21 protein-coding genes are annotated in these 25,090 nt (G+C 71.4%); 13 read left to right on the top strand and 8 right to left on the bottom strand.

All coding sequences use genetic code 11. The features are described from left to right. Window positions 1-141: 141 nt before the first annotated feature. Window positions 142-2,325 (bottom strand): sigma-70 family RNA polymerase sigma factor, encoded by a 2,184-nt coding sequence (locus ACZ5FU_RS02400; protein WP_469044260.1) that lies wholly within the window; start codon window positions 2,323-2,325, stop codon window positions 142-144. Window positions 2,326-2,758: 433 nt separating this feature from the next. On the opposite strand from ACZ5FU_RS02400, the gene ACZ5FU_RS02395 reads away from it, so the two are divergent. Next, window positions 2,759-4,180 (top strand): pectinesterase family protein, encoded by a 1,422-nt coding sequence (locus ACZ5FU_RS02395; protein ID WP_469044259.1) that lies wholly within the window; start codon window positions 2,759-2,761, stop codon window positions 4,178-4,180. Window positions 4,181-4,241: 61 nt separating this feature from the next. After that, window positions 4,242-5,741, top strand: a complete 1,500-nt coding sequence (locus tag ACZ5FU_RS02390) for an RICIN domain-containing protein (protein ID WP_469044257.1) — start codon at window positions 4,242-4,244, stop codon at window positions 5,739-5,741. 451 nt (window positions 5,742-6,192) lie between these two features. Here the strand turns inward: ACZ5FU_RS02390 and ACZ5FU_RS02385 are convergent, their stop codons facing one another. The 4 genes from ACZ5FU_RS02385 to ACZ5FU_RS02370 all read right to left on the bottom strand — a co-directional run bounded on the left by ACZ5FU_RS02385 (window position 6,193) and on the right by ACZ5FU_RS02370 (window position 9,779). After that, window positions 6,193-6,516, bottom strand: coding sequence for a DMT family transporter (locus ACZ5FU_RS02385; RefSeq protein ID WP_398099137.1), 324 nt, complete (start codon window positions 6,514-6,516; stop codon window positions 6,193-6,195). Between the two features lie 75 nt (window positions 6,517-6,591). Continuing rightward, window positions 6,592-7,602 carry a ribosome small subunit-dependent GTPase A gene (rsgA, locus tag ACZ5FU_RS02380; protein ID WP_451525480.1) on the bottom strand — a complete coding sequence of 337 codons (1,011 nt, stop codon included), beginning with the start codon at window positions 7,600-7,602 and terminating at the stop codon, window positions 6,592-6,594. Between the two features lie 11 nt (window positions 7,603-7,613). Then, the gene (gene aroA, locus ACZ5FU_RS02375; protein WP_469044255.1) at window positions 7,614-8,939 is read right to left on the bottom strand and encodes a 3-phosphoshikimate 1-carboxyvinyltransferase; all 1,326 of its coding nucleotides are present in this window, start codon (window positions 8,937-8,939) and stop codon (window positions 7,614-7,616) included. 117 nt (window positions 8,940-9,056) lie between these two features. Continuing rightward, window positions 9,057-9,779: a M50 family metallopeptidase gene (locus tag ACZ5FU_RS02370; RefSeq protein ID WP_451525482.1), complete on the bottom strand. Its 723-nt coding sequence runs from the start codon at window positions 9,777-9,779 to the stop codon at window positions 9,057-9,059. 50 nt (window positions 9,780-9,829) lie between these two features. Between ACZ5FU_RS02370 and ACZ5FU_RS02365 the strand changes: the two genes are divergently transcribed. The 10 genes from ACZ5FU_RS02365 (at window position 9,830) to ACZ5FU_RS02320 (ending at window position 20,434) form a co-directional block, all read left to right on the top strand. Next, the gene (locus tag ACZ5FU_RS02365) at window positions 9,830-10,645 is read left to right on the top strand and encodes an SOS response-associated peptidase (protein WP_468837706.1); all 816 of its coding nucleotides are present in this window, start codon (window positions 9,830-9,832) and stop codon (window positions 10,643-10,645) included. Between the two features lie 277 nt (window positions 10,646-10,922). Then, entirely contained in the window at window positions 10,923-11,510 is a 588-nt protein-coding gene (locus ACZ5FU_RS02360; RefSeq protein WP_469044720.1) for an alpha/beta hydrolase family protein, read from the top strand. Window positions 11,511-11,758: 248 nt separating this feature from the next. After that, window positions 11,759-12,454 (top strand): RNA polymerase sigma factor SigR, encoded by a 696-nt coding sequence (gene sigR / locus ACZ5FU_RS02355; protein WP_451525485.1) that lies wholly within the window; start codon window positions 11,759-11,761, stop codon window positions 12,452-12,454. Further along, window positions 12,451-12,753, top strand: coding sequence for a mycothiol system anti-sigma-R factor (gene rsrA, locus ACZ5FU_RS02350; RefSeq protein ID WP_451525486.1), 303 nt, complete (start codon window positions 12,451-12,453; stop codon window positions 12,751-12,753). Before sigR ends, rsrA begins: the two co-directional genes overlap by 4 nt. A 278-nt stretch (window positions 12,754-13,031) precedes the next feature. Then, window positions 13,032-14,432 (top strand): HD-GYP domain-containing protein, encoded by a 1,401-nt coding sequence (locus tag ACZ5FU_RS02345; protein ID WP_451525487.1) that lies wholly within the window; start codon window positions 13,032-13,034, stop codon window positions 14,430-14,432. Between the two features lie 151 nt (window positions 14,433-14,583). Then, the gene (locus tag ACZ5FU_RS02340; RefSeq protein WP_451775468.1) at window positions 14,584-15,843 is read left to right on the top strand and encodes an HD-GYP domain-containing protein; all 1,260 of its coding nucleotides are present in this window, start codon (window positions 14,584-14,586) and stop codon (window positions 15,841-15,843) included. A gap of 105 nt (window positions 15,844-15,948) precedes the next feature. Continuing rightward, window positions 15,949-16,929, top strand: coding sequence for a tetratricopeptide repeat protein (locus ACZ5FU_RS02335; protein ID WP_451525489.1), 981 nt, complete (start codon window positions 15,949-15,951; stop codon window positions 16,927-16,929). A gap of 70 nt (window positions 16,930-16,999) precedes the next feature. Next, complete coding sequence (gene def, locus ACZ5FU_RS02330) at window positions 17,000-17,650, top strand: peptide deformylase (protein ID WP_451525490.1); 651 nt, start codon at window positions 17,000-17,002, stop codon at window positions 17,648-17,650. 301 nt (window positions 17,651-17,951) lie between these two features. Beyond that, on the top strand, window positions 17,952-19,067 hold the full coding sequence (gene cyc1, locus ACZ5FU_RS02325) for an epi-isozizaene synthase (protein ID WP_451525491.1): 1,116 nt from the start codon (window positions 17,952-17,954) through the stop codon (window positions 19,065-19,067). Continuing rightward, window positions 19,064-20,434 (top strand): bifunctional albaflavenone monooxygenase/terpene synthase, encoded by a 1,371-nt coding sequence (locus ACZ5FU_RS02320; protein ID WP_451525492.1) that lies wholly within the window; start codon window positions 19,064-19,066, stop codon window positions 20,432-20,434. Before cyc1 ends, ACZ5FU_RS02320 begins: the two co-directional genes overlap by 4 nt. Window positions 20,435-20,459: 25 nt before the next feature. Here the strand turns inward: ACZ5FU_RS02320 and ACZ5FU_RS02315 are convergent, their stop codons facing one another. Further along, window positions 20,460-21,422 carry a GlxA family transcriptional regulator gene (locus ACZ5FU_RS02315; protein WP_451775471.1) on the bottom strand — a complete coding sequence of 321 codons (963 nt, stop codon included), beginning with the start codon at window positions 21,420-21,422 and terminating at the stop codon, window positions 20,460-20,462. Between the two features lie 92 nt (window positions 21,423-21,514). On the opposite strand from ACZ5FU_RS02315, the gene ACZ5FU_RS02310 reads away from it, so the two are divergent. Beyond that, complete coding sequence (locus tag ACZ5FU_RS02310; protein WP_451525494.1) at window positions 21,515-21,721, top strand: hypothetical protein; 207 nt, start codon at window positions 21,515-21,517, stop codon at window positions 21,719-21,721. On the opposite strand, the gene ACZ5FU_RS02305 is transcribed toward ACZ5FU_RS02310, so the two are convergent. Both ACZ5FU_RS02305 and ACZ5FU_RS02300 read right to left on the bottom strand, forming a co-directional pair. Next, on the bottom strand, window positions 21,634-22,644 hold the full coding sequence (locus ACZ5FU_RS02305) for a ribonucleotide-diphosphate reductase subunit beta (protein WP_451525495.1): 1,011 nt from the start codon (window positions 22,642-22,644) through the stop codon (window positions 21,634-21,636). The two genes, ACZ5FU_RS02310 and ACZ5FU_RS02305, sit on opposite strands and share 88 nt — an antisense overlap. Then, window positions 22,644-25,013 carry a ribonucleoside-diphosphate reductase subunit alpha gene (locus ACZ5FU_RS02300; protein WP_451525496.1) on the bottom strand — a complete coding sequence of 790 codons (2,370 nt, stop codon included), beginning with the start codon at window positions 25,011-25,013 and terminating at the stop codon, window positions 22,644-22,646. The genes ACZ5FU_RS02305 and ACZ5FU_RS02300 overlap by 1 nt, the downstream gene beginning before the upstream one ends. Window positions 25,014-25,090 lie beyond the last annotated feature (77 nt).

Below are 25,090 nucleotides of genomic sequence, written 5' to 3'. Positions count from 1 at the left end.
GGCTTCGGTGCGCTGTCGGTCGGCCGGGGGTGACAGCAGGGCTGGAACCGCTGGTCCTGAGCGAGACCGAGCGATCGGTGTCGGTGCCCCGGCCAGGGCCCCGGAGCGCTCCGCTCATCAGGTCACCCGGAGCGGGGCATCTCAGGAGCCGGTCGGCATGATGGCGCCGATCGCGGCTCGCGGATCGCGAGGCACCAGGAACGTCGAAGTGGGCAGAGCGCCGTTCTTCCCGCGTGGTCCCTCGGCGGCGCGCGGATCCGTCGAGCGAAGTCCGGTCACCGGAAACGACGTTCCCGTATCGTCCCAGGTGTTGGCGGAGGAGCGGACGGACGGGCCGAGGTCCGTCTCGCGCTGGTTGCTCCAGGCGGCGTTGCCGGAGAGAGTGCCTGCGGCGGCGGTGATCCGGAAACCGGCGATGCCGTTGCGGTACGCGCTGTTGCGCTCCAGGGTGAGTGCGCCGGGGTTGCCCTCGTCGTTGAAGCCGTAGCCTTCGTTGTCCCAGGCGATGTTGTTCCTCGCGAAGTGTGCCACCGCGGCGCGGCCGTGACCGCCTCCGAAGGTGAAGCCGTTGGCGTTGCGGTAGGACCAGTTGCCTTCGAGGGCGGTGGGGCTCGTGAAGCCGCCCAGGTCGATGCCGTCTCCCCCGTTCTCCCAGGTGCGGCAGTGCCGAACCGTGTTGCCGGCCCCGGATCCGAAGACGATCGCCAGCCCCGAGCCCTCGCCGGTGGCGTCCCGGTTGTGGTGGAAATCGCTGTCCGCGACGGTGTTGCCCACGGTGCCGGCGTCGCGCAGCACCAGTCCGGACCTTGCGTTGTGGTGCATCGTCAGGCCGCTGAAGACGTTGTGCGCGCACCCGCTGCACACCCAGGCGTGGCTGCGGGAACCCCGCACCTCGACGTTGCGCACCGTCCAGTGGTTCGTGCGCTGGGTGACCGCCCATCGTCCGTCGGGGACGGCGGAGACATCGAGTACCGGCCGCTCGTCGCGGTAGGCGGTCAGCACGATCGGGCGCCGGGCGGTCCCGTCGGTGTCGATGGTGACCGGTTCGGTAGGCCGGTAGGTGCCGCCGCGCAGGGCGATGGTCTGGCCCGGGCGGACCAAACCGACCACCTTGCCGAGGGTGGCGTAGGGGCGGGTGAGACTGCCGTCGCCTTCCGTGTCGGAGCCGTCGGGTGCGACATGCAGGACGGTCGGCGCTCTGCCCTCGGCGGATACAGGGGGCGCGGGCACGGACCTCGACGCTGTCGCGGTCGCCGGTGCGACGGGCTGGGTGGCCGCCGAGGTCGGTAGGGCGCGTGGGGCGTCGTCCGGCGCAGGTTCCTGCCGGACGAGATGGGCCAAACCGGCGAGCAGTACCGCGGTGCAGACCGTGGCGGCAAGAGCGGTCCTGGGGCGGAGGTGCCGGGCTGCGTCGGTGACGCGGTCGAGCAATCCCCCGGCACCGGCTTTGACCCCCCCTGCGGAGACGGAGTCCAGCAGTGGTCCGATCCCGGCGAGCAGGCCGGCCGGGACGACCGGGACGGCGATGCCGGGCAGCAGGTGTTCCGGCGGGATCAGTTCCCTGCTCAGGGCTCCGCACACCGGGCAGTCGCGGACGTGCCGGCTCAGCCGCTTGCGCCACAGAGAACTCGGATCGCCGTTCCACCCCTGTACGGCGGTGGTGAGACCCGGACAGCGGGGGGTGGCGGCGAGTGCCCGAACGAGAGTGCGGGATGTTCGCAGTTGCTCCTTCATCCGCTGCACCCGCACCGCGGCGTGACTGCGGGAGAGTTTCACGGCCGCGGCGAGTTCGCCGCGATCCAACGTGCCGGCGGTCTCCTCCCACCACAGGGCGAGCAGGTGACGATCAGCAGGTTCCAGCCACTGTGTGGCACGCAAGGCTTCGCGGCGCTGGCCGGTCATGGTCATTTCGGCGACGGTCCGTTCGGCGAAGTCCGCTGCGGGGGCGTCCCATTCCTGGACCTGCTGTCGGGGCGGGAGGTCATGCGGGCGGCGCCGGCGGTGCTGTTGTACCTGCCGGTAGGCGATGGCCACGATCCAGGAGCGGAAGCGTTCCGGTTCGCGGAGCCCGGGCAGCCCTCGCACGATCCGCAGCATGACTTCCTGCACCACGTCCTCCGCGTCGGTGTGGCCGTCGAGAGCCCGCCCGACGATCCGGTGGAGCAGCGGCAGACAAGCGGCGAGAAGTTCTTCCAGCGCCGCCCGGTCGCCCGCTCCTGCCGCCCGGACCAGGGCGATGCCGTGCGGGGAGGTTCCGCTCACAGTGGCATCGGCATCGGTCGCAGTGGTGCCCTCTGCGGATCCGGGAAGGGGGTCGAGATCCATGCGGAGAAGGTCTCCTTCGCCCTGCGCACCGCTGCGGCGGTGCGTTTCGGTCGGTGGCCTTGTCGCCTCCGGGCCCCGTTCGAGCATCTGACCTTTGCAGGGTGGAGAGCCTGACACGGTGGTGACCGCCTGTAAAGCAGCCGGAGCGGAACTCCTGACACCTCGACAGATAAGTGATGTACATCACATGGGGCAGGATTTTCCATTTTTTGTTATCCGCGCCAGTGCGCCGCGTCTACCTCTTCGCTGCGGCGCCTCCGCCGACAGCACCCCCCACGACCGGGTTCGATTCTTCCCCTCCACCAGGGGCGCACGGGCCCGTCGGCAGCGAAGAAAGGAAGAGCGACCCATGACACTGGTCCCATTCCGCAGGCCTGCCCCCGAACAGCACGCGCCTTCCAGGTCCCGGCACGCCCGCCGGCGAATCCGCCGCGTGGCTCTGACCTCCGCCGTGGTGGTGGCGGGTGGGGTGGCCGTGTCGGCGACGGGGACGGTGCCGGCCGAGGCCGCGGCACTGCCCGCGACCGGCGTCTCCTATCAGCTCGTGGTGAAGAAGTCGGGCAAGTGCATCGATGTGCCCGGTGCCTCCCGGGCCGACGGTGCGAAGCTCCAGCAGTGGGGCTGCACCGCGAACTCCCCCTGGCAGCAGTTCACCCTCAGGTCCGCGGGGGCCGGTGTGTACACCCTGGTGGGTGTCGACAGCAAGCTGTGCGTCGACGTCCCCGCCGGTTCCACGGTCAGCGGGACCCAGGTGGTGCAGTGGGGCTGTGGCACGGGCAAGAGCCACCAGCAGTGGCGTCTGACCCCCTCCGGGACCGGCACTTACCAGATCATCAACGTCAAGTCCGGGCTCTGCCTCTCCGACAAGGGCGCCTCGACCGCCAGCGGTGCCGCCGTCATCCAGGAGACCTGCACCCACAACAGCAACAAACAGTGGGCCTTCACCCCCGTGAACGGCGGGTCCAACTCGCCCTACACGGTCGCGGCCGACGGGACCGGCAGGTACCGGACGGTGCAGGCGGCGGTCGACGCGGTCCCTGCGGGCAACACCAAGCGGGTGACGATCACCATCAAGCCCGGCACGTACCGGGAGAAGGTCACCATTCCGGCGGACAAGCCCTACGTCACCCTCCGCGGCAACGGCGATTCCCCGGACGACGTGGTGATCGTCGGCAACCGGCACGCCGGTGGCTACGGAACGTCGGGCAGTGCCACGGTCGTCGCTCTCGGGCACGACTTCAGCGCTGCCGGGCTGACGATGGCCAACGACTACGACGAGAGCAGCTCTCAACCAGGTGGCCAGGCGCTGGCTCTCTACCTGGACGCCGACCGGGCGACCCTGGACGACGTACGGCTGCTCGGCGACCAGGACACCTTCCTGGTGAACGACAAGGCGCGCGTCTACGTCAGCGACTCCTACGTCGAGGGCACCGTCGACTTCATCTACGGCGGCGGCATCGCCGTCTTCGACCGCTGCCGCATCCACGAGAAGCGTTCCACCGGTGGTCCGATCACCGCGGCCAGCACCCCGGCCGAGCGTGCCTACGGCTTCCTCTTCTACCGCTCCACGATCACCGGCGCCAACACGGGCAAGACCCAGCTCGGCCGTCCGTGGCGGCAGAACGCCCAGGTCCTGTTCCGCGAGTCCAACCTGTCCGCGGCGATCACCACCGCGAAGCCGTGGACGGACATGTCCAGCAGCACCTGGAAGAACGCCCGCTTCCTCGAATACCGCAACACCGGTGCGGGCGCGGGCGTCAACGGCAACCGTCCACAGCTCGCGGACAGCCGCGCCTCGCAGTACACGCCGCAGAAGTACCTGGCCGGCAAGGACGGCTGGAACCCGGTCGGATGAGCCGGCACCCGGCCCCGCCTCGCGACACCCCCAGACCATCTGCATACGAAGGACGGCAGGCATGAGTGAACGCAGTACCGTGCGCAATGGATGCCACCGGCGGCGCAAGGGCAGGATCGCCGCGATCGTCTCCGCCGTGGTGGTGGTGGGTGGGGTGGCCGTGTCGGCGGCGGGGACGGTGCCGGCCGAGGCCGCGGCACTGCCCGCGACCGGCGTCTCCTATCAGCTCGTGGTGAAGAAGTCGGGCAAGTGCATCGATGTGCCCGGTGCCTCCCGGGCCGACGGTGCGAAGCTCCAGCAGTGGGGCTGCACCGCGAACTCCCCCTGGCAGCAGTTCACCCTCAGGTCCGCGGGGGCCGGTGTGTACACCCTGGTGGGTGTCGACAGCAAGCTGTGCGTCGACGTCCCCGCCGGTTCCACGGTCAGCGGGACCCAGGTGGTGCAGTGGGGCTGTGGCACGGGCAAGAGCCACCAGCAGTGGCGTCTGACCCCCTCCGGGGCCGGCACTTACCAGATCATCAACGTCAAGTCCGGGCTCTGCCTCTCCGACAAGGGCGCCTCGACCGCCAGCGGTGCCGCCGTCATCCAGGAGACCTGCACCCACAACAGCAACAAACAGTGGGCCTTCACCCCCGTCGCCGGAAACGGGGAGGGGGGTGGCCGGTCCTGGTCGAACACCGCTGACGGCTTCGCGGCCACCGGGGGCGGCACCAGCGGCGGCGCGGCCGGGACCACGGTCACCGTGAAGAACTACGCGGACCTCGTGAAGTACGCGACGGCGACCCAGGCCTACACCATCAAGGTCGCCGGGACCATCAAGGTCACCCCGTACGGCCACGAGATACCCGTCAAGTCGAACAAGACGGTGGTCGGTGTCGGCACCTCCGGCCACATCGTCAACGGCGGCTTCTTCCTCGGCTCCGGCACCAAGAACGTGATCATCCGGAACCTCACCATCCGGGATACCCGGATGACCGACGACGACCCGGAGGACAAACTCTACGACTACGACGGTATCCAGATGGACACCGCCAACCACATCTGGATCGACCACAACACCATCGAGCGGATGAACGACGGCCTGATCGACAGCCGGAAGGACACCAGCTACCTGACCGTGTCCTGGAACAGGATCGGAGAGTCCAACAAGGCCTTCGGCATCGGCTGGACCGAGAACGTCACCGCCCGCATGACGATCCACCACAACTGGATCCACGACACCAACCAGCGCAACCCCAGCATCGACAACGTGGCCCTGGCCCACCTCTACAACAACTATCTGAAGAACATCACCTCGTACGGCAACCTCTCGCGCGGCAAGTCCAAGGTCGTCATCGAGAACAGCTACTACGACAACGTGGCCAACCCGTACGACATCGACACCTCCGCAGCTTCCCTGTCGCAGAAGGGCTCCGTCGTGGTGGCCTCCCGTGGCAAGCAGAGGACGGGCGGCACCACCTTCGATCCCCGCACCCACTACAGCTACACCCTCGATGCCGCCAAGGACGTCCCGGCGATCCTGGGCAAGTACGCAGGACCCCAGAGCAACATCGGGCAGTAGCCCCGCCGTCGGGTCCCGGCGACGTCCGGGGCCCGACGACGGGCGCGCACACACCCCACAGGCGGCACGGACCGCAGGCGGGCCGGTGATGGGCCGTGCAGGACGGACGGAGCGTGCGACGGATCCCGTTCCTGCGGGAGCGGGGGCACGGGGTGTGTCAGGGGGTTCAGGGGCGACCGCTGTCGACGGAAGGCGCCGGCAGCCCGCTCCGGGTGATCGTAGGAGGGGGAACCGGATGGACCGGCGGGGGGAAACCCCATGTTCAGCCTGCCGTCGGAGGCCCCTGACCTTGATGTCGTCGATGGGTCTGCACGGGTGGCCCTCCAGCATCCCCCCACAGGTCGAAGACATGCGCGGCTCGGTGAGCTCGACCGAACGTCCGGACGCGAGGGCCAGGGGGCCCGGCGGCGTGCCGACACCTCATGTGCAAGATCCATTTTCGATGCACGGCCTAATGGGCCGAGCCCGACAGCTGGAGGCCGATCACGCCGATGATCACGAAGCTGATCGAGACGATCTTCAGGACGGAGACCAGGTCGCCGAGGAAGATCATTCCGTAGATCGCGGTGCCGGCCGCGCCGATACCGGTCCAGACCGCGTAGGCCGGGCCGACGTCGAGTTTCTTCAGGGAGAGGGTCAGCAGACCGAAGCTGCCCAGGGCGAACACGCAGAACGCGATCGTCGGCCACAGCCTGGTGAAACCGTGCGACAGCTTCAAGCAGACGGCGAAGCCGGTCTCGAGCATTCCCGCGACGACGACCAGCAGCCACGCCATGTGCTGTCCTCCCGTGTGAGCGGCTCGGTGCGATTATGCACTTACCGAACCCCGGCACCCACAAACACGCGAAGGTCAGTCGCCTTCCGTGCGCTCCCTCGTCGACAGCAGGCGCCGCAGCGAGTACAGCCGCGCCGGATCCGCGTGCCCGTCGGCCACCCACGCGTCCAGCGCGCAGTCCTGCTCGTCGTGACTGCACGCGCGCGGGCAGCCCTCCGTACCCGGCACCAGGTCGGGGAAGGCGAGGATGACGCGCGACGGGTCGATGTGGGCCAGCCCGAAGGAACGGATGCCCGGGGTGTCGATGACCCAGTCGTCGGTGCCGTACAGGGGCAGGGCGAGCGCCGAGGTGGTGGTGTGCCGGCCGCGGCCCGTGACCGCGTTGACGTGGCCCGTCACCCGGCGCCGCTCCTCGGGGACCAGCGCGTTCACCAGGGTCGTCTTGCCCACGCCCGAGTGTCCGACGAACGCCGTCGTGCGCCCGGCCAGCTGCTCGCGCACCAGCTCCGCAGCGGCGCCGCTCGCCAGCTGCTCGCGGTTGGTGACGACGTGGGGGATGTCGAGGTGGCCGTACAGCTCCAGCAGTTTGTCCGGGGACGCCAGGTCCGACTTCGTCATGACGAGCAGCGGGGTCAGGCCGCCGTCGAACGCCGCGACCAGGCAGCGGTCGATCAGCCGCGGGCGCGGCTCGGGGTCGGCCAGGGCGGTGACGATCGCGAGCTGGTCGGCGTTGGCGACCACCACGCGCTCGTACGGGTCGTCGTCGTCCGCGGTGCGGCGCAGCACCGAGGTGCGCTCCGCGATGCGGACGATGCGCGCGAGGGTGTCCTTGGCGCCCGACAGGTCGCCGACCAGAGCGACCCGGTCACCGACGACCGCGGCCTTGCGGCCCAGTTCACGGGCCTTCATCGCCGTCACGACGCGGTCCTCGACGAGGCAGGTGAGCCGGCCCCGGTCGACGGTGAGGACCATGCCGTCGGCCGCGTCCTCGTGCTTGGGGCGGATGTGCGTGCGCGGCCGGTTGCCCTTGCGGTTCGGGCGGCTGCGGATGTCGTCCTCGTCGGTGTGCTTGCCGTAGCGGCGCATGGCGGAAGTCCCTATACCCCGGACGCCCCGAGCATGCCGGTCCACAGGTCGGGGAAGTCCGGCAACGTCTTCGCCGTCGTCGCCACGTTCTCGATCTGCACGCCCCCCACGGCCAGGCCGATGATCGCACCGGCCGTGGCCATGCGGTGGTCGTCGTAGGTGTGGAAGATCCCGCCGTGCAGCCGGCGCGGGCGGATGTGCAGGCCGTCGGCGGTCTCGGTGACGTCGCCGCCCAGCTCGTTGATCTCCTTGGTGAGCGCGGCCAGGCGGTCCGTCTCGTGCAGCCGCAGGTGCGCCACGCCCCGCAGGGTGGAGGGGGAGTCGGCGAGGGCGGCGACCGCCGCGATGCCCGGTGTCAGTTCGCCGACGTCGCTCAGGTCGACGTCGATGCCGTGGACCGCGCCCGACCCGGTGAAGGCCAGACCGTACTCGGTCAGTTCGCAGGAACCGCCCATCTCGGTGAAGATCTCCCGCAGCCGGTCCCCCGGCTGGGTGGTCCGGGCAGGCCAGTCCGGGACGACGACCCGGCCGCCGGTCACCAGCGCCGCCGCGAGGAACGGCTGCGCGTTGGACAGGTCCGGTTCGACGGTCAGGTCCCGGCCGAGCAGCGCGCCCGGCGTGACCCGCCAGACGTTCGGCTCGCCGCCCGACTCGGGGGTGTCCACCTGGGCGCCCACCGCGCGCAGCATGTCCACCGTCATCCGGATGTGCGGCAGGGAGGGCAGCGTGGCGCCGGTGTGCCGGACCTCGACGCCCTGGTTGAAGCGCGGCCCCGACAGCAGCAGGGCGCTCACGAACTGCGACGAGGAGGAGGCGTCGACCTCGACCGGGCCGCCGTCCAGCGCGCCCCCGCCGTGCACGGTGAGCGGCAGTGCGCCCCGGCCGTCGTCGTCGATGCGGGCGCCGAGCGCGCGCAGGGCGTCGATCACGCTGGCCAGGGGACGCTCGTACGACCGCGGGTCACCGTCGAAGCGGACCGGACCGTCGGCCAGCGTGGCGACCGGCGGCAGGAAGCGCATCACCGTGCCCGCGTTGCCGACGTCGACGGTGGCCGGGCCGCGGAGCCCCGCGGGCAGCACGCGCCAGGCCTCGCCGGTTCCGTCGGGGCCCACGCCCTCCTCGATGCCCACGCCCATCGCGCGCAGGGCGGCCGCCATGAGCAGGGTGTCGCGGGAGCGGAGGGGACGGCGCAGCCAGCCGGGCTCGGAGGCCAGCGAGGCCAGGACGAGAGCACGGTTCGTGACCGACTTGGACCCCGGCACGTGGACCGTCGCGTCGACGGCCTCGCTCGCGTGCGGGGCGGGCCAGAGGGCGGTGTGGGCGGGGTTCGGGGCCATGGGCCCACTGTATAAGCAGGGCATGGTCCGGGCTGTCCCGCGTGGGGGCCGGCCGGGGGAGGCGCGTGCTCGTGTCCGGGCGGTCCGCGCCCCCTCACGCGCCCCCGAAGGCGCCCCTCACACCCCCAGCAGCCAGCGCCCGCCGCCCAGCAGGGCGCACAGGCTCACCGCGTGGAACAGGAACAGCCACAGGCCCGCCGGCACGTGGGTCAGACGGGACAGCTGGTCCGCGTCCGAGTCCCCGGCGCCGCCGCGGGACCGCTTCGCCTGGAGCTCGAAGGCCGGGCGCACGCCGCCCAGGAGCAGGAACCACACCACCGCGTACGCGAACGCCGCCTGCACCTGGGGGCCGGCCAGCCAGGACACCAGCAGGAACGTACCGCCCGTGAGGAACACCGTCAGCACCCCGTACGCGTTGCGGATCATCACCAGCATCGCCACCAGCAGCGCCGTCGCCAGCCACAGCAGCAGCGTGATGCGGCCCGCGCCGAGCAGCGCGGCGCCGCCCAGGCCCAGCAGCGGGGGAGCGGTGTAACCGGCGGCCGCGGTCAGGATCATGCCGAGGCCGTGCGGCTTGCCCCGGCTGAGGGTCAGGCCGCTGGTGTCGGAGTGCAGCCGTATGCCGGTCAGCCGACGGCCGGTCAGCAGGGCGACCAGACCGTGACCGCCCTCGTGGGCGATGGTGACGGCGTTACGGGAGAGTCGCCAGAGAGTGTGCGGGACGACCACCGCCAGCGCGGCGGCCATGGTGGCGATCACCACCCACAGGTCGGGGTCGGACTGGGTGCCGACGAGCCGGTCCCAGAGGTCGGGCAGCGCGGTGGCGGCGGTGCTGTCCATGGTTTCCGGTGGCTCCCTCTCGTGCTGCGGAATCTGGCAGTGTGGCACGTATGTGCGGACGGTATGCAGCGAGTCGCAGGCCAGAGGATCTCGCAGAAGCCTTCGAGATCGAGAAGTGGGACCCCGAGGAGGCCCTCGGGCCCGACTACAACGTGGCCCCCACCAAGGAGGTCCACGTGGTTCTGGACCGCCCCCTGAAGGACGTGCAGGATCCGCGCCCGGTTCGCCAGCTGCGCAGACTCAGGTGGGGGCTGGTCCCGTCCTGGTCGAAGACGCCCGAGGGTGCCGCCCGGATGATCAACGCACGCGCGGAGACCGTCCACGAGAAGCCGTCGTTCCGCCGCGCCTTCGCCACCCGTCGCTGTGTGATCCCGGCCGACGGCTACTACGAGTGGGTCACCGGGCGGCAGGAGCGCGACCTGGAGGTCGAGGGGCGGAGGAAGCGGCCCCGCAAGCAGCCCTACTTCGTGCTCCCGGCCGACGGTTCGGTCTTCGCGATGGCCGGGCTGTACGAGTTCTGGCGGGACCGCACCCTGCCGGACGACCATCCGCAGGCGTGGTGGGCGACCTGCTCGGTGATCACCACGGAGGCGGAGACGAGCCCGCTCGCCGTACCCCTGGCCGAGGGCCCGCGCACGCTGTACGACATCCACCCCCGGATGCCCCTGATGCTCACCCCCGACCGCTGGGACGCCTGGCTGGACCCGTCCCGGACGGACGCCAGGGACCTGCGCTCCCTGCTCGAACCGCCGCCGCCCGGCCTGATGCGCGCCTACCCGGTGCCGACCGCCGTGAGCAACGTCCGCAACAACGGCCCGGAGCTGCTGCAGGAGCTGGAGGGCCCCGAGGAGGGCACACTCTTCTGACGTGGCTGACGTGGCTGACGTGACCGACTGGATGAATGCGACAGACGTGACCACTGAGAAGGACGAGATGCCCGAGATCACCGGGGCCACAGGGGGCGCCGGGGCCACCGCGACAGCCGGAACCACAGGGGGCGCCGGGGCCACCGCGACAGCCGGAACCACAGGGGGCGCCGGGGCCACCGCGACAGCCGCGACAGCCGCGACAGCCGGGGCAGCCGGGGGCACCGCGGCCGCCGGGACGGTCCAGACCGTCGGCACCGACGCCGGGCCGGCCCGCATCACCTGGCACCGGGCGGAGCGGCCGAGGCTGGTCCTCGCCGTGGGCCACGGGGCCGGCGGCGGCATCGAGGCGCGCGACCTGCGCGCGCTCGCCGACGTCCTCCCCGGGCACGGCGTCAGCGTCGCCCTCGTCGAGCAGCCCTGGCGGGTCGCCGGGAAGAAGGTGGCGCCCGCGCCGAAGACGCTCGACGTCGGCTGGCGCGGGATCTGGGCGGCCGTCGCGGACACCGGCCTGCCGGTGATCTCCGGCGGGCGCAGCGCGGGCGCCCGCGTGGCCTGCCGCACCGCGGCCGGACTCGGTGCCCACGCCGTGCTCGCGCTCGGCTTCCCGCTCCACCCGCCCGGCAGGCCGGAGCGGTCCCGGGCCGCCGAACTGCTGGGCACCGGGGTGCCCACGCTCGTCGTCCAGGGCGGCAACGACCCCTTCGGCAGGCCCGGGGAGTTCCCCGAAGGGACGTACGAACTCGTCGAGGTGCCCGGTGGCGATCACGGGTTCGCCGTGACCCGAAGGGCTCGGCTCACCCAGGAGCAAGCCCTGGGGACGATCACCGCCGCGGTCGTCGGGTGGGCCGCGTCACTCGGGTGAACGCCGGGGAATGTCGCGGGGCCGACGGCTGTTGAGCCGGACAGAAGTGCTGAACACGCAGCACCGATGTCGTAGGAGAGGAAGTCCGGCGCATGGGTTCGACGATCTGCCCCAGCCGCACCGACCTGGACTGGACGGTGCTGCACGCGGCCAGGACCGCTCCTATTCGAGCGGCGGGTGGGACGGGTAGTCGTCTATCCTCCGATTCGAGTGGGACCGGTTTCGGTTCTGCCCGCGATCTTGAGGAGGTGGGTCCGGTCACCGGTACCGACGCAGGGACCGACAACGGCCAGGCGGAGCTGCCCGAGGGCCAGGGCACGGACGCGGGGACGGGCGCGGAGTCCACCGCGGAGCGCAGCGCGCGCTTCGAGCGGGACGCGCTCGAGTTCCTCGACCAGATGTACTCGGCCGCCCTGCGCATGACGCGCAACCCGGCGGACGCCGAGGACCTGGTGCAGGAGACGTACGCCAAGGCGTACGCGTCCTTCCACCAGTTCCGCGAGGGCACCAACCTCAAGGCCTGGCTGTACCGGATCCTGACCAACACCTTCATCAACTCGTACCGCAAGAAGCAGCGCGAACCCCAGCGCAGCGCGGCCGAGGAGATCGAGGACTGGCAGCTGGCGCGCGCCGAGTCGCACATGTCCACGGGTCTGCGCTCCGCCGAGTCGCAGGCGCTGGACCACCTGCCCGACTCGGACGTGAAGTCGGCACTCCAGGCGATCCCCGAGGAATTCCGCATCGCCGTCTACCTCGCGGACGTCGAGGGCTTTGCGTACAAGGAGATCGCGGACATCATGGGGACACCCATCGGTACGGTGATGTCCCGGCTGCACCGGGGCCGCCGTCAACTGCGCGGCATGCTCGAGGACTACGCCCGCGAGCGCGGACTGGTCCCGGCCGGCGCCGGAGAGTCGAACGAAGCGAAAGGCTCGGGCTCATGAGCTGCGGAGAGCCGCACGAGACGGACTGCGGTGAGGTCCTCGACCATCTCTACGAGTTTCTCGACAGTGAGATGCCGGACGTCGACCGCGACAAGTTCAAGCAGCACTTCAGCGAGTGCTCGCCGTGCCTGGAGAAGTACGGACTGGAAGAGGCCGTCAAGAAGCTGGTCAAGCGCTGCTGCGGCCACGACGACGTGCCGAGCGACCTTCGCTCGAAGGTGATGGGCCGACTGGAGCTGATCCGCTCCGGCCAGGCCGTGCCCGAGCACGACGCGGCGGTCACCCCTCAGGACTCCTGAGGCCTTCGGGGACGCCTGAGACCTTCGGGACCGCAGTCCGCGGACTTCCCCGGACCGGGAGACCCACGGCCTCCCGGCGACCGGGCCCGCCGGTCCGTAGGACTCCCGGTCCTCATGTCTTCCTGTCTTCGGGTTCATACGTCTTCGGGTCCGTACGTCTCCCCGGGATCGGCCGAGATCACCCGAATGTGCTAATCCGTGCGTGATGCGCCCGCGTCGCCACCCCCCGCCACCCTAGGCTCCGGAGCCTGGATCAGCCGTGGCCGGGGGAGGGCGACATGGACGGCATTCCGGTACGGGCGCGGGTGTACGTCGTCTGCGCCGCCCTGGGTGCGGTGTGCTGCCTGGTCTTGTCGCCGACGGACCACGGTCCCTGGTGGCCGGTCCTGCTGCTCGCCCCGCTGTACGCGGGCGGTGAGCGCGTCGCCGGCCGCCGGTTCGCCGGCACGCTCTACCCCGTCCTGCTGGCCGGGGCTTTTCTGTTGCCGGCGGCGACCGCCGCGCTCGTGCCACTGCCGGGCGCCCTGCTGTCCCCGGTGGGCCGGCGCCCCGGCACGCTGCGGCGCGTGTGGCGGGGCGCCCGGCTGGCGCTCGGCGTGTGGGCCGCCTCCCGCGCCCACGACGCGCTGGGCGGCCGGGACGCCGTCGAGGCGTCCGGCAGCCCCGGCCTCCTCCTGCCGGCCGGGGCGGCGGTCCTGGTCCTGTGCCTGGTGCTGGCCGCCCTGGACGGCGGGATGCTCGCCCTGGCCGACAGGCTGCCGCCGCGGCGGGCCTGGCACGGCCTGGTGCCGCGCTCCCTGGCGCCCCTGGGGGTGCACGGACTCGCCGGCCTGATGATGGCCGTCCTGTGGCACAGCCCCTACGGGCCGGTCGCCGCGCTGCTCGTGCTGTTCCCGATGGGCGTGTCGTGGTGGGTGTTCGCCCAGTACCACCGGGAGCGCGCCGCCCACCAGGCGACGATCCGCGCGCTGGTGCAGGCCGTGGACATCAAGGACGGCTACACGCGCGGGCACAGCGAGCGCGTCGGACAGGCCTCGACGATGATCGCCCGTGAACTGGGCATGGGCGAGGACCGGGTCGAGGTCATCCGCTTCGCCGGGATCCTGCACGACGTCGGCAAGCTCGGCGTCCCCACCCGCCTGCTCCGCAAGGACGGTCCCCTGACGCCGGAGGAACGGCGCGTGATCGAACTGCACCCCGAGTACGGGCACGAGATCACCCGGGGCATCTCCTTCCTCGGCGAGGCCCGCTCGGCGATCCTCCACCACCACGAGCGGTTGGACGGCAGCGGCTACCCCTACGGGCTGGCGGGCGGTCAGATTCCGGAACCCGCCCGGGTGGTGGCGGTCGCCGACGCCTTCGACGCGATGACCTCGAACCGCTCCTACAGCCGGGGCCGCCCCGTGCGGGTGGCGCTGGAGGAACTCCAGCGGTGCGCGGGGACCCACTTCGACCCCCGCATGGTCACCGCGCTGACCCGTGTGATCACCCGCGACGGCTGGCACCCGATCGTCACCGCCGACGAGCCCCGCCTGCCGGCGCCGTCCCCCGCCCCGTCCTCGCCGCCGTCCACGGCTTCTGCCCCGTTCACGACTCCTGCCTCGTCACCGTCTCCACCCTCGCCGCCACCGCCACCGCCACCGTCTCCGTTCGCCGAGCGGCCGGAGGCCCGGCGGTGAGGGGCGCGGGGCGCCCGCGGGCGGCCGGGGAACCACCGGGGACGGTCCGGCATCCGCCGGCCGGGCCCGGACCGGCACCGCGCCCGCCCCGGACGACGGGCGGTCCCGCGGCGCCGCCCCGAGCCGCTCCGGCACGGCACGGAGCCCGGCGGTGAGCGGCCGCCGCCGTACGGCACGGGCCTGCGAGCCCCTGCGCGTGCTGCACGCCTGTGCCGGTCTCGCCGTCGGGGCGTCCCTCCTGACCGTCCTGCGTTCGGGCCTGGCGGAGCGGCCGGTCGCGCTCGCGTTCGGGGTGCTGGTGGCCGTCGGCGAGGTGATCCGGTGGAGCGGGACCGGGCCGCGCGAGTCCGCCCCGCTGGGGGCCGCCGCCTCCCTGGCGTACGCGCTGCTCGGGGAGCACGCCGGACAGGCCACGCGGCACGGGGCCGCCCAGGTCGTCTCCGTCGTGGTGGTCGCCTCGCTGCTCGGCAGCGTGCCGCATCTCGCACGGGGGCGGGGGCGCGTCCTGGACCACCTCGTCCGCCGCGTACTGGCCGTCGGGTTCGCCGCCGTCTGCTTCCAGCCCCTCTACAACCGCGGGGTGTTCGACCACTGGAGCGGCCCCGCCTACGCGCTCCTGCTGCTCGCCCTGCTCGTCCTCACCGCCCTGTGCGAAGCCGTCGTCGCCGCCGCGCTCGCGCACTCCCGCACCGGCTGGCCGTTCCCGCCACTGCTCCGTGACGAGTTGCGGTCCGTGCCGGGGATCGGCTCGGCGGTGTGCGCGACGGGCGCGGTGATGGCGCTGGCGGTGGCCGTCGTCGGCCTGTGGGCACTGCCGGTGTTCTCGGTACCGCTGCTGCTCACCCAGGTGTCCCTGCGCCGGTACGCCGCCGTCCGCGCCACCTACCGGCAGACCATCGCCTCCCTGGCCCGCGCCACCGAGATCGCCGGGTACACCCCGGCCGGGCACGCCCGCCGGGTCGCCGGACTCAGCCAGGAGGTCGGCCGGGACCTGGGCCTGACGGAACCGGAGCTGGCCGTGCTGGAGCACGCGGCCCTGATGCACGACATCGGCCAGCTCAGCCTCGTCGACCCGGTCCCGGCCGGGGCCACGGCCGGTCTGCCGGCGGCCGAGCAGCGGCGCATCGCGCTGCTGGGCGGCGCCGTCGTCCGCCGTACCGGGGTGAGCGCGCGGGTCGCGGCGGTGGTGGAGCGCCAGGCGGACCCCTACCCGGAGCAGCCGACGGCCGCGCGGATCGTGCGGGTGGTCAACGCCTACGAGGAGAAGGTGCGCGGCGCCGGCCCCGGCGGGCCGCTCGACGCGCTGGAGGAACTGCGGCTGGGCGCCGGCGGGGAGTACGCCCCCGACGTGGTGGAAGCCCTGGCCAGGGTCCTGACGCGGGACTGTCTGACCCTGCCCCCGGGTGGGTAACCCATGGGTAATGAGCGGCCTTCCGGCCACACGTGGTTGGATGCGAGGGAGAGAGTGTCCGGGGGCACTGGCCAGCCCACAGAACGGAACTGGCAGGCGGGAATCGTGAGGATCTTCGGCAAGGGACGGCACCGGCCCTCCGCTTCCTGGCGGCAGGCCACCGATCGCGCGTTCACGCTGATCGGGGACGGCCGGTACGAGGACGCGGGCGCACTGCTGACCCGTGCCGCCGACCTCGAACCCTGGCTTTCGGAGTCCTGGTTCAACCTCGCCCTGCTGCACAAGTTCCGGCACGACTGGGAGCAGGCCCGCACCGCGGGACTCCGCGCCGTCGCCCTGCTCGACCGGGGGGCCGGCGCCCCCGACTGGTGGAACGTCGGCATCGCCGCCACGGCCCTCCAGGACTGGCCGCTGGCCCGGCGCTCCTGGCAGGCCTACGGGCTGCACGTCCCGGGCGGTGCCGCCGCCGTCGGCGAGCCGCTCGGCATGGACCTGGGCAGCGCCGCCGTACGGCTGTCGCCCGAGGGGGAGGCCGAGGTGGTGTGGGGGCGGCGGCTGGACCCCGCGCGGACCGAGGTGCTGTCGATCCCGCTGCCCTCCTCGGGGCGGCGCTGGGGCGAGGTCGTCCTGCACGACGGGGTGCCGCACGGCGAGCGCACCACCTCCGTCGGGCACTCCTACCCCGTCTTCGACGAGATCGAGCTGTGGGCGCCCTCGCCCGTCCCCACCTGGGTGGTCCTGCTGGAGGCGGCCACGGAGACGGACCGCGACGCGCTGGAGCAGCTCGCCGCCGACGCGGGCTTCGCCGCCGAGGACTGGTCGTCCTCCGTACGGCTGCTGTGCCGGATGTGCTCCGAGTCGCGGATGCCGTCCGACGAGGGCGACGGCGAGCATCTCGACCCGCACGACCACAGCGAACCGGGGCATCCCGGGCCGCTCGGCCACCGCACCGACGGGCAGCTGTGGGTGCCCGAGCGGGAGTGCGGGGTGGCCGCGCCGGCGTCGCTGGTGAGGGGGCTGCTGGACGGCTGGGTCGCCGACAGCCCGGACTCCCGGGACTGGCGGGACCTCGAAGAGGTCTGCTGAGACCCGGAGCCGGATCCCTTTAGGCTGTACTCACAGGTTTCTCCAGGTTGCAGGAAGGCATACGTCGGTCATGGCGCAGCAGGACACCGATCAGCAGCACGCGGGAGTGCTCCCCGTGGACGACGAGGGCTTCGTCATCGACACCGAGGAGACGGAGGAGCGCGAGCGGACCTGGCGCGAGGCCGGGACCTCGCGGCCCATCACCGTCGTCGGGAATCCGGTGCTGCACAAGGAGTGCAAGGACGTCACCGAGTTCGGCGAGGAGCTCCAGCAGCTCGTCGCGGACATGTTCGCCTCGCAGCACACCGCCGAGGGCGTGGGCCTGGCCGCCAACCAGATCGGCGTCGACCTCAAGGTGTTCGTCTACGACTGCCCCGACGACGAGGGCGTCCGGCACACCGGTGTGGTCTGCAACCCCGAGCTGGTCGAGCTGCCCGCGGACCGGCGCCGGCTGGACGACAGCAACGAGGGCTGCCTGTCGGTGCCCACCGCGTACGCGCCGCTGGCCCGCCCCGACTACGCCGAGGTGACCGGCCAGGACGAGAAGGGCAACCCGATCAAGGTGCGCGGCACGGGCTACTTCGCCCGCTGTCTGCAGCACGAGACGGATCACCTGTACGGCTACCTGTACATCGACCGCCTCTCCAAGCGCGAGCGCAAGGACGCCCTGCGGCAGATGGCCGAGAACGAGCCGCGCTACCCCGTGGTCGCCAACGACTGAGGCACCCCGCGCCCCGCATCCTTCACCCCGCACCCCGCACCCCGCCCGACGCCCGGCCGTGACCGTCACCGGCCGGGCGTCGTCCGTGTGCCCGGCACACGTGCGACTGCCTTTGTGTGTCCACGGATCCCGGACGGATCACGCACGGGGGAATCTCGGCGTGTCGGGGTAGTGAATGAAGCAAATCCGTTCCCAGAACGGTCAGTTGTAGTGCTGAATGGGGAGCGCGGGGATACGCGACGGCGCACGCCCGGCACGGCGGGAGGGGTGTGTGCCAACTGGCGGCTGAGAGGGGTTGTTCGTGCCAGCTTTCCCATACAGCACCACATGCAGCACGGCATATCGCACCACGTACCGGACCGCGGGGACCGTGACCGCGGTCCCCCCGTCGCTCTCCCTTCCGGTGGTCGAGGCGGTGTTTCCCCGGCAACTGCACCCGTATTGGCCCCAGTTGCAGGAGAACACGCGATCCTGGCTGCTGGAAAGGCGGCTCATGCCCGCGGACAAGGTCGCGGAATATGCCGACGGCCTGTGCTACACCGACCTGATGGCGGGCTACTACCTCGGCGCACCCGACGAGGTCATGCAGGCCATCGCCGACTACAGCGCGTGGTTCTTCGTCTGGGACGACCGGCACGACCGTGACGTCGTGCACGGCCGGGCCGCCGCCTGGCGGGAGTCGCGGCTTTGCCTGCACGCGGCCCTCGACTCCCCGAAGGAACACCTGCGGCACGAGGATCCGCTGGTCGCCGGACTCGCGGACAGCGTCTGCCGGCTGTACTCCTTCCTCCCCGACACGTGGAACGCGCGCTTCGCCCGGCACTTCCACGAGGTGATCGAGGCGTACGACCGCGAATTCCACAACCGGACGGCGGGGCGCGTCCCGGACGTGGGGGAGTACCTGGCCCTGCGCCGGCTCACCTTCGCGCACTGGATCTGGACGGACCTGCTGGAGCCGAGCGCGGGCTGCGAACTCCCGGACCCGGTGCGGAAACATCCGGCCTACCGGCGTGCGGCTCTACTGAGCCAGGAATTCGCCGCCTGGTACAACGACCTCTGCTCACTTCCCAAGGAAATAGCGGGCGACGAGGTGCACAATCTCGGAATCAGTCTCGTCACCCATGAGGGAATGACACTCGAGGAAGCGGTCGGGGAAGTCAGGAGGCGCGTCGAGGAATGCGTTTCCGAATTCCTCGTCGTCGAGAAGGACGTCCTGGCACTGGCCGACCGGCTGGCCGACGGAACGGTACCCGGAAAGGAACTCGGGGCCGCCGTGCGCGCCTGTCTCGCGAACATGCGGAACTGGTTCAGCTCCGTCTACTGGTTCCACCACGAGTCCGGCCGCTACATGGTCGACAGCTGGGACGACCGGTCCACGCCCCCGTACGTCGACAACGAAGCGGCAGGTGAGAAATGACCGTCGAGTCCGTGAAACCCGTGACGTCCGGCGCATCGGAACTGCGCGAACCGCCCCTGGCCGGTGGCGGGATTCCGCTTCTCGGCCACGGCTGGAGACTCGCCCGCGACCCGCTGGCCTTCATGGCGCAGCTGCGCGACCACGGCGACGTCGTCCGCATCAGGCTCGGGCCGAAGACGGTGTACGCCGTCACGACGCCGGCCCTCACCGGGGCGCTGGCCCTGAGCCCCGACTACATCATCGCCGGGCCCCTGTGGGAATCCCTGGAGGGCCTGCTCGGCAAGGAGGGCGTGGCCACGGCCAACGGTCCGCTCCACCGCCGCCAGCGGCGCACCGTCCAGCCCGCCTTCCGGCTCGACGCCATCCCGGCCTACGGGCCGATCATGGAGGAGGAGACGCGCGCGCTCGTCGAGCGCTGGAAGGGCGGCGAGACGATCGACTGCACCTCGGAGTCGTTCCGGATCGCGGTGCGGGTCGCGGCCCGCTGCCTGTTGCGCGGGCGGTTCATGGACGAACGGGCCGAGCGGCTGTGCATCGCGCTCGCCAGCGTCTTCCAGGGCATGTACCACCGGATGGTGGTGCCCCTCGGACCGCTCTACCGGCTGCCGCTTCCGGCCAACCGCGAATTCAACCGCGCACTGGCCGATCTGCATCTCCTGGTCGACGAGATCATCGCCGAACGCCGGGCATCCGGTCAAAAGCCGGACGATCTGCTGACGGCATTGCTGGAGGCGAAGAACGACAATGGCGACCCGATCGGGGAACAGGAGATCCACGACCAGGTCGTCGCGATCCTCACCCCGGGCAGTGAAACCATCGCTTCCACGATCATGTCCTTGCTGCTGGTGCTCGCGGAGCACCCTGAACAGTCGGACAAAGTGCGTGCCGAGGTTCGGGAGGTGACCGGGGGACGGCCCGTGGCATTCGACGACGTGCGCCGGCTCGCGCACACCAACAACGTCGTCGTCGAGGCCATGCGTTTGCGTCCGGCCGTATGGATATTGACGCGGAGGGCGATCACCGACACCGAACTCGGTGGCTGTCGCATTCCGGCCGGGGCCGACATCGTGTACAGCCCGTACGCGATCCAGCGCGACCCGCGGTCCTACGAGCGGCACCTGGAGTTCGACCCCGACCGCTGGCGCCCCGAGCGGTCGAAGGACATCCCGAAGTACGCGATGCGGCCGTTCAGCGTGGGCAACCGCAAGTGTCCGAGCGACCACTTCTCGATGGCGCTGCTCACGCTGGTCACGGCGGTCCTCGCGGACGGGTTCCGCTTCGAGCAGGTCCCCGGCTCGGACGACGCGACCCGGGTGGGCATCACGCTGCGCCCCCAACGGCTGCTGCTGCGGCCCGTCCCGCGCTGAGACCGTGCGCGCCGCCGGCGTGCGTTCAGGCGGCCTCGGGGCCGCGGAACGTACGCCGGTAGGCGTTCGGGGTGGTGCCCAGCGCCCGGACGAACTGGTGCCGCAGCGCGGCCGCCGTGCCGAAGCCGGTGCGCCAGGCGATCGCGTCCACCGTCTCGTCGGACGCCTCCAGCAGGTGCTGGGCGAGCAGCACCCGCTGGCGCAGGATCCAGCGGTACGGCGTGGTGCCGGTCTCCTGCTGGAAGCGCCGGGCGAAGGTGCGCGGTGCCATGTGGGCGCGGGCGGCGAGCTGCTCGACGGTGACCTCCCGGTCGAGGTGCCGCTCCATCCACGCGAGCACCTCGCCCACGGTGTCGCAGGACGAACGCGGCAGCGGCCGCTGGATGTACTGGGCCTGGCCGCCGTCCCGGTGCGGCGGTACGACCATCCGCCGGGCGATCCCGTTGGCGACCTCGGGCCCCTGCTCCTTGCGCACGAGATGCAGGCAGGCGTCGATGCCGGCGGCCGTGCCGGCCGAGGTGATCACCGGGTCCTCGTCCACGTAGAGCACGTCGGGCTCGACGGTCGTGCGCGGGTGCTCGCGGGCGAGCTGCTCCGCGTGCCGCCAGTGCACCGCGCAGCGCCGCCCGTCCAGCAGTCCCGCGGCGGCCAGCACGAACGCCCCGGAGCACACGCTCAGCACCCGGGTCCCGCGGTCCACGGCCCGGCGCAGCGCGTCGAGCAGCTCGGGCGGGAACTCCCGCGCCGCGTACGTGTCGCCGGCCGGCACGGCGATCAGGTCGGCGCTCTCCAGCCGTTCGATCCCGTGAGCGGTGCCCACCGTGAACCCCGCGTGGGTGGACAGGGTGGGCCCCTCGGCCGAGGCGACGGCGAAGTCGTAGACCGGCAGCCCCTCGTCGCTGCGGTCGATGCCGAACACCTCGCAGACGACGCCCAGTTCGAAGGGGTGCACGCCGTCGAGGAGGACCGCGGCCACGTTCTTCAGCATGCGGTCAGTGTGCACCCGGGGTGGCAGGAATTCAAAGGTGTACGGCAGTCCTGCCACTGTCAGGAGTGTCGCGCTCGCACGATGCTTACCTCATGAACGCACTCACCGACATCCTCACGGTCCTGGCCGTCTTCCTCCTCCTCACGGGTCCGGCGCTCGCGGGACTGGCCCACGAGCGCCGGATCGACCGCCGGCTGCGCGGACCGCGGGCTCAGAAGTCCTCGTCCAGGTCCACGGTGCCCTCCACCGCGACCTGGTACGCCGACGGGCGGCGCTCGAAGAAGTTGGTCAGCTCCTGAACACCCTGCAGCTCCATGAAGGAGAACGGGTTCTCCGAGCCGTACACCGGGGCGAAGCCGAGGCGGCTCAGCCGCTGGTCGGCGACGCACTCGAGGTACTGACGCATCGAGTCGGTGTTCATGCCCGGCAGGCCGTCCCCGCACAGGTCGCGGGCGAACTGCAGCTCGGCCTCGACGGCCTCCCGCAGCATGTCGGTGACCTGCTCCTGGAGCCTGTCGTCGAACAGCTCCGGCTCCTCCTTGCGGACGGTGTCGACGACCTCGAACGCGAAGGACATGTGCATGGTCTCGTCGCGGAAGACCCAGTTGGTCCCGGTGGCGAGGCCGTGCAGCAGACCCCGGCTGCGGAACCAGTAGACGTAGGCGAAGGCGCCGTAGAAGAACAGGCCCTCGATGCAGGCGGCGAAGCAGATCAGGTTGAGCAGGAAGCGGCGGCGGTCGGACGCCGACTCCAGCCGGTCCAGCTTCTCCACCGAGTCCATCCAGCGGAAGCAGAACTCGGCCTTCTCCCGGATGGAGGGGATGTTCTCGACCGCGTCGAAGGCGGCGGCGCGGTCCTCCGGGTCGGGGAGGTAGGTGTCCAGCAGGGTCAGGTAGAACTGGACGTGCACGGCCTCCTCGAACAGCTGCCGGCTCAGGTAGAGCCGTGCCTCGGGGGAGTTGAGGTGCTTGTACAGCGTCAGCACCAGGTTGTTCGCCACGATCGAGTCGCCCGTCGCGAAGAACGCGACCAGCCGCCCGATCAGGTGCTGCTCGGCGGGCGTCAGCTTCGCCAGGTCGGTGACGTCCGAGTGGAGGTCGACCTCCTCGACGGTCCAGGTGTTCTTGATGGCGTCCCGGTAGCGCTCGTAGAAGTCGGGATAGCGCATCGGGCGCAGGGTCAGCTCGAAGCCCGGGTCGAGCAGGTTCTTGTTCTCCGTCATTACTGGCAGGCCTCGCAGGACTCGGGGTTTTCGAGGGAGCAGGCGACGGCCTCTTCGGGGGCCGGCTGCTGGGCGGGGAGCGGCGCCTGCGCCTGTGCCGCGCGGGCGATGCGGGTCGCCGGGCGGGAGCGCAGGTAGTACGTCGTCTTCAGGCCCGACTTCCAGGCGTACGCGTACATCGAGGAGAGCTTGCCGATGGTCGGCGTCTCCAGGAACAGGTTCAGGGACTGGGCCTGGTCCAGGTACGGGGTGCGGGCGGCGGCCATGTCGATCAGGCCGCGCTGCGGGATCTCCCACGCCGTGCGGTACAGCGCCCGTACGTCCTCGGGGATCCAGGTGAAGGACTGCACCGAGCCGTTCGCCTCGCGCAGGGCCTCGCGGGTGCGGGCGTCCCAGACGCCCAGCTCCTTGAGGTCGCGCACCAGGTAGGAGTTGACCTGGAGGAACTCGCCGGACAGCGTCTCGCGCTTGAACAGGTTGGAGACCTGCGGCTCGATGCACTCGTACACGCCGGCGATGGAGGCGATGGTGGCGGTCGGCGCGATGGCCAGGAGCAGCGAGTTGCGCATGCCGGTCGCCGCGACGCGCTCGCGCAGCGCCGCCCAGCGCTGCGGCCAGGCGAACTCGACACCGTAGTGGTCCGGGTGCAGTACGCCCCGGGCGGTGCGGGTCTTCTCCCAGGCGGGCAGCGGGCCGTTGCGCTCGGCGAGGTCGGCGGAGGCCTCGTACGCGGCGAGCATGATCCGCTCGGCGATCCGGGTGGACAGCGCCCTGGCCTCGGGCGAGTCGAAGGGCAGCCGCAGCTTGAAGAAGACGTCCTGGAGGCCCATCGCGCCCAGCCCGACGGGGCGCCAGCGGGCGTTGGAGCGGCTCGCCTGCCCGGTGGGGTAGAAGTTGATGTCGACGACCCGGTCGAGGAAGGTGACGGCGGTGCGGACGGTCTCGTCCAGCCGCTCCCAGTCGATGACGTCGGGGGCGCCGGGGGCCGTGTCGACGAACGCCCCGAGGTTCACCGAACCCAGGTTGCAGACCGCCGTCTCGCCGTCGTCGGTGACCTCCAGGATCTCCGTGCACAGGTTCGAGGAGTGGATCACGTGACCCGGTTCCGCGGTCTGGTTGGCGGTGCGGTTGGCCGCGTCCTTGAAGGTCATCCAGCCGTTGCCGGTCTGCGCCAGGGTGCGCATCATGCGCCCGTACAGGTCGCGGGCGGGGAGGGTCCTCCTCGCGAGGCCCGCGGCCTCGGCCGCGCGGTAGGCCGCGTCGAACTCGTCGCCCCACAGGTCGACCAGCTCGGGCACGTCGGCCGGGGAGAACAGGGACCACTGCCCGTCGGCGTCGACCCGCCGCATGAACTCGTCCGGCACCCAGTGCGCCAGGTTGAGGTTGTGCGTACGGCGCGCGTCCTCACCGGTGTTGTCGCGCAGTTCCAGGAACTCCTCGATGTCGGCGTGCCAGGTCTCCAGGTAGACCGCGGCCGCGCCCTTGCGCCGGCCGCCCTGGTTCACGGCGGCGACCGAGGCGTCCAGGGTCTTCAGGAACGGCACGATGCCGTTGGAGTGCCCGTTGGTGCCGCGGATGAGCGACCCGCGCGAGCGGATGCGGCTGTACGACAGCCCGATGCCGCCGGCGTGCTTCGAGAGGCGGGCGACCTGGTGGTAGCGGTCGTAGAGGGAGTCCAGCTCGTCCAGGGGGGAGTCGAGGAGGTAGCAGGACGACATCTGCGGGTGCCGGGTGCCGGAGTTGAACAGGGTGGGGGAGGAGGGCAGGTAGTCCAGCCGGCTCATCAGCCCGTGGAGCGCGGCGACCTCGTCGACGCTCCTCGCCGTGTCGTCCTCGGCCAGGCCGCACGCCACCCGCAGCAGGAAGTGCTGGGGCGTCTCGACGACCTTGCGGGTCAGCGGGTGGCGCAGCAGGTAGCGGCTGTGCAGGGTGCGCAGGCCGAAGTAGCCGAAGCGGTCGTCGGCGTCGGTGTCGACCAGCGCGTCGAGCCGGGCGGCGTGCAGCCGCACGAACGCGGCGGTGCGGTCGGCGATCAGGCCCTCGCGGTGGCCGACGGCGACGGACCCGGTGAAGGAGGTGACGCCCTGCGAGGCGGCCTCGGCGCGGATGCCGATCGTCAGCAGCCGGGCGGCCAGCCGGGAGTAGGCGGGGTCCTCGGAGATCAGGCCGGCGGCCGCCTCCGTGGCCAGCTCGCGCAGCTCCGCCTCGTCCGCCCGCGCGGACCGGCCCCGCAGGGCGGCGGCGGCGACCCGGCCGGGGTCGGTGTCGGGGAGGTCGGCGGTCAGTTCGGTCAGGGTCCGCAGCAGCGCGGCTCCGGGACCGTCGGTCTCCGGGGCCGCTGAAGCCGGTTCGGCTGGCGCGATGGTCACGTGGGGCTCTCCCTCGCTCGGCGGGGCCTTGCGCAGAGCAGGGGGCAGCACACGAGCGCGGGGGCGCGTCGCGTCCA

Source organism: Streptomyces sp. NPDC031554 (assembly GCF_055580685.1).
This window is presented reverse-complemented; position numbering and strand designations above follow the sequence as displayed.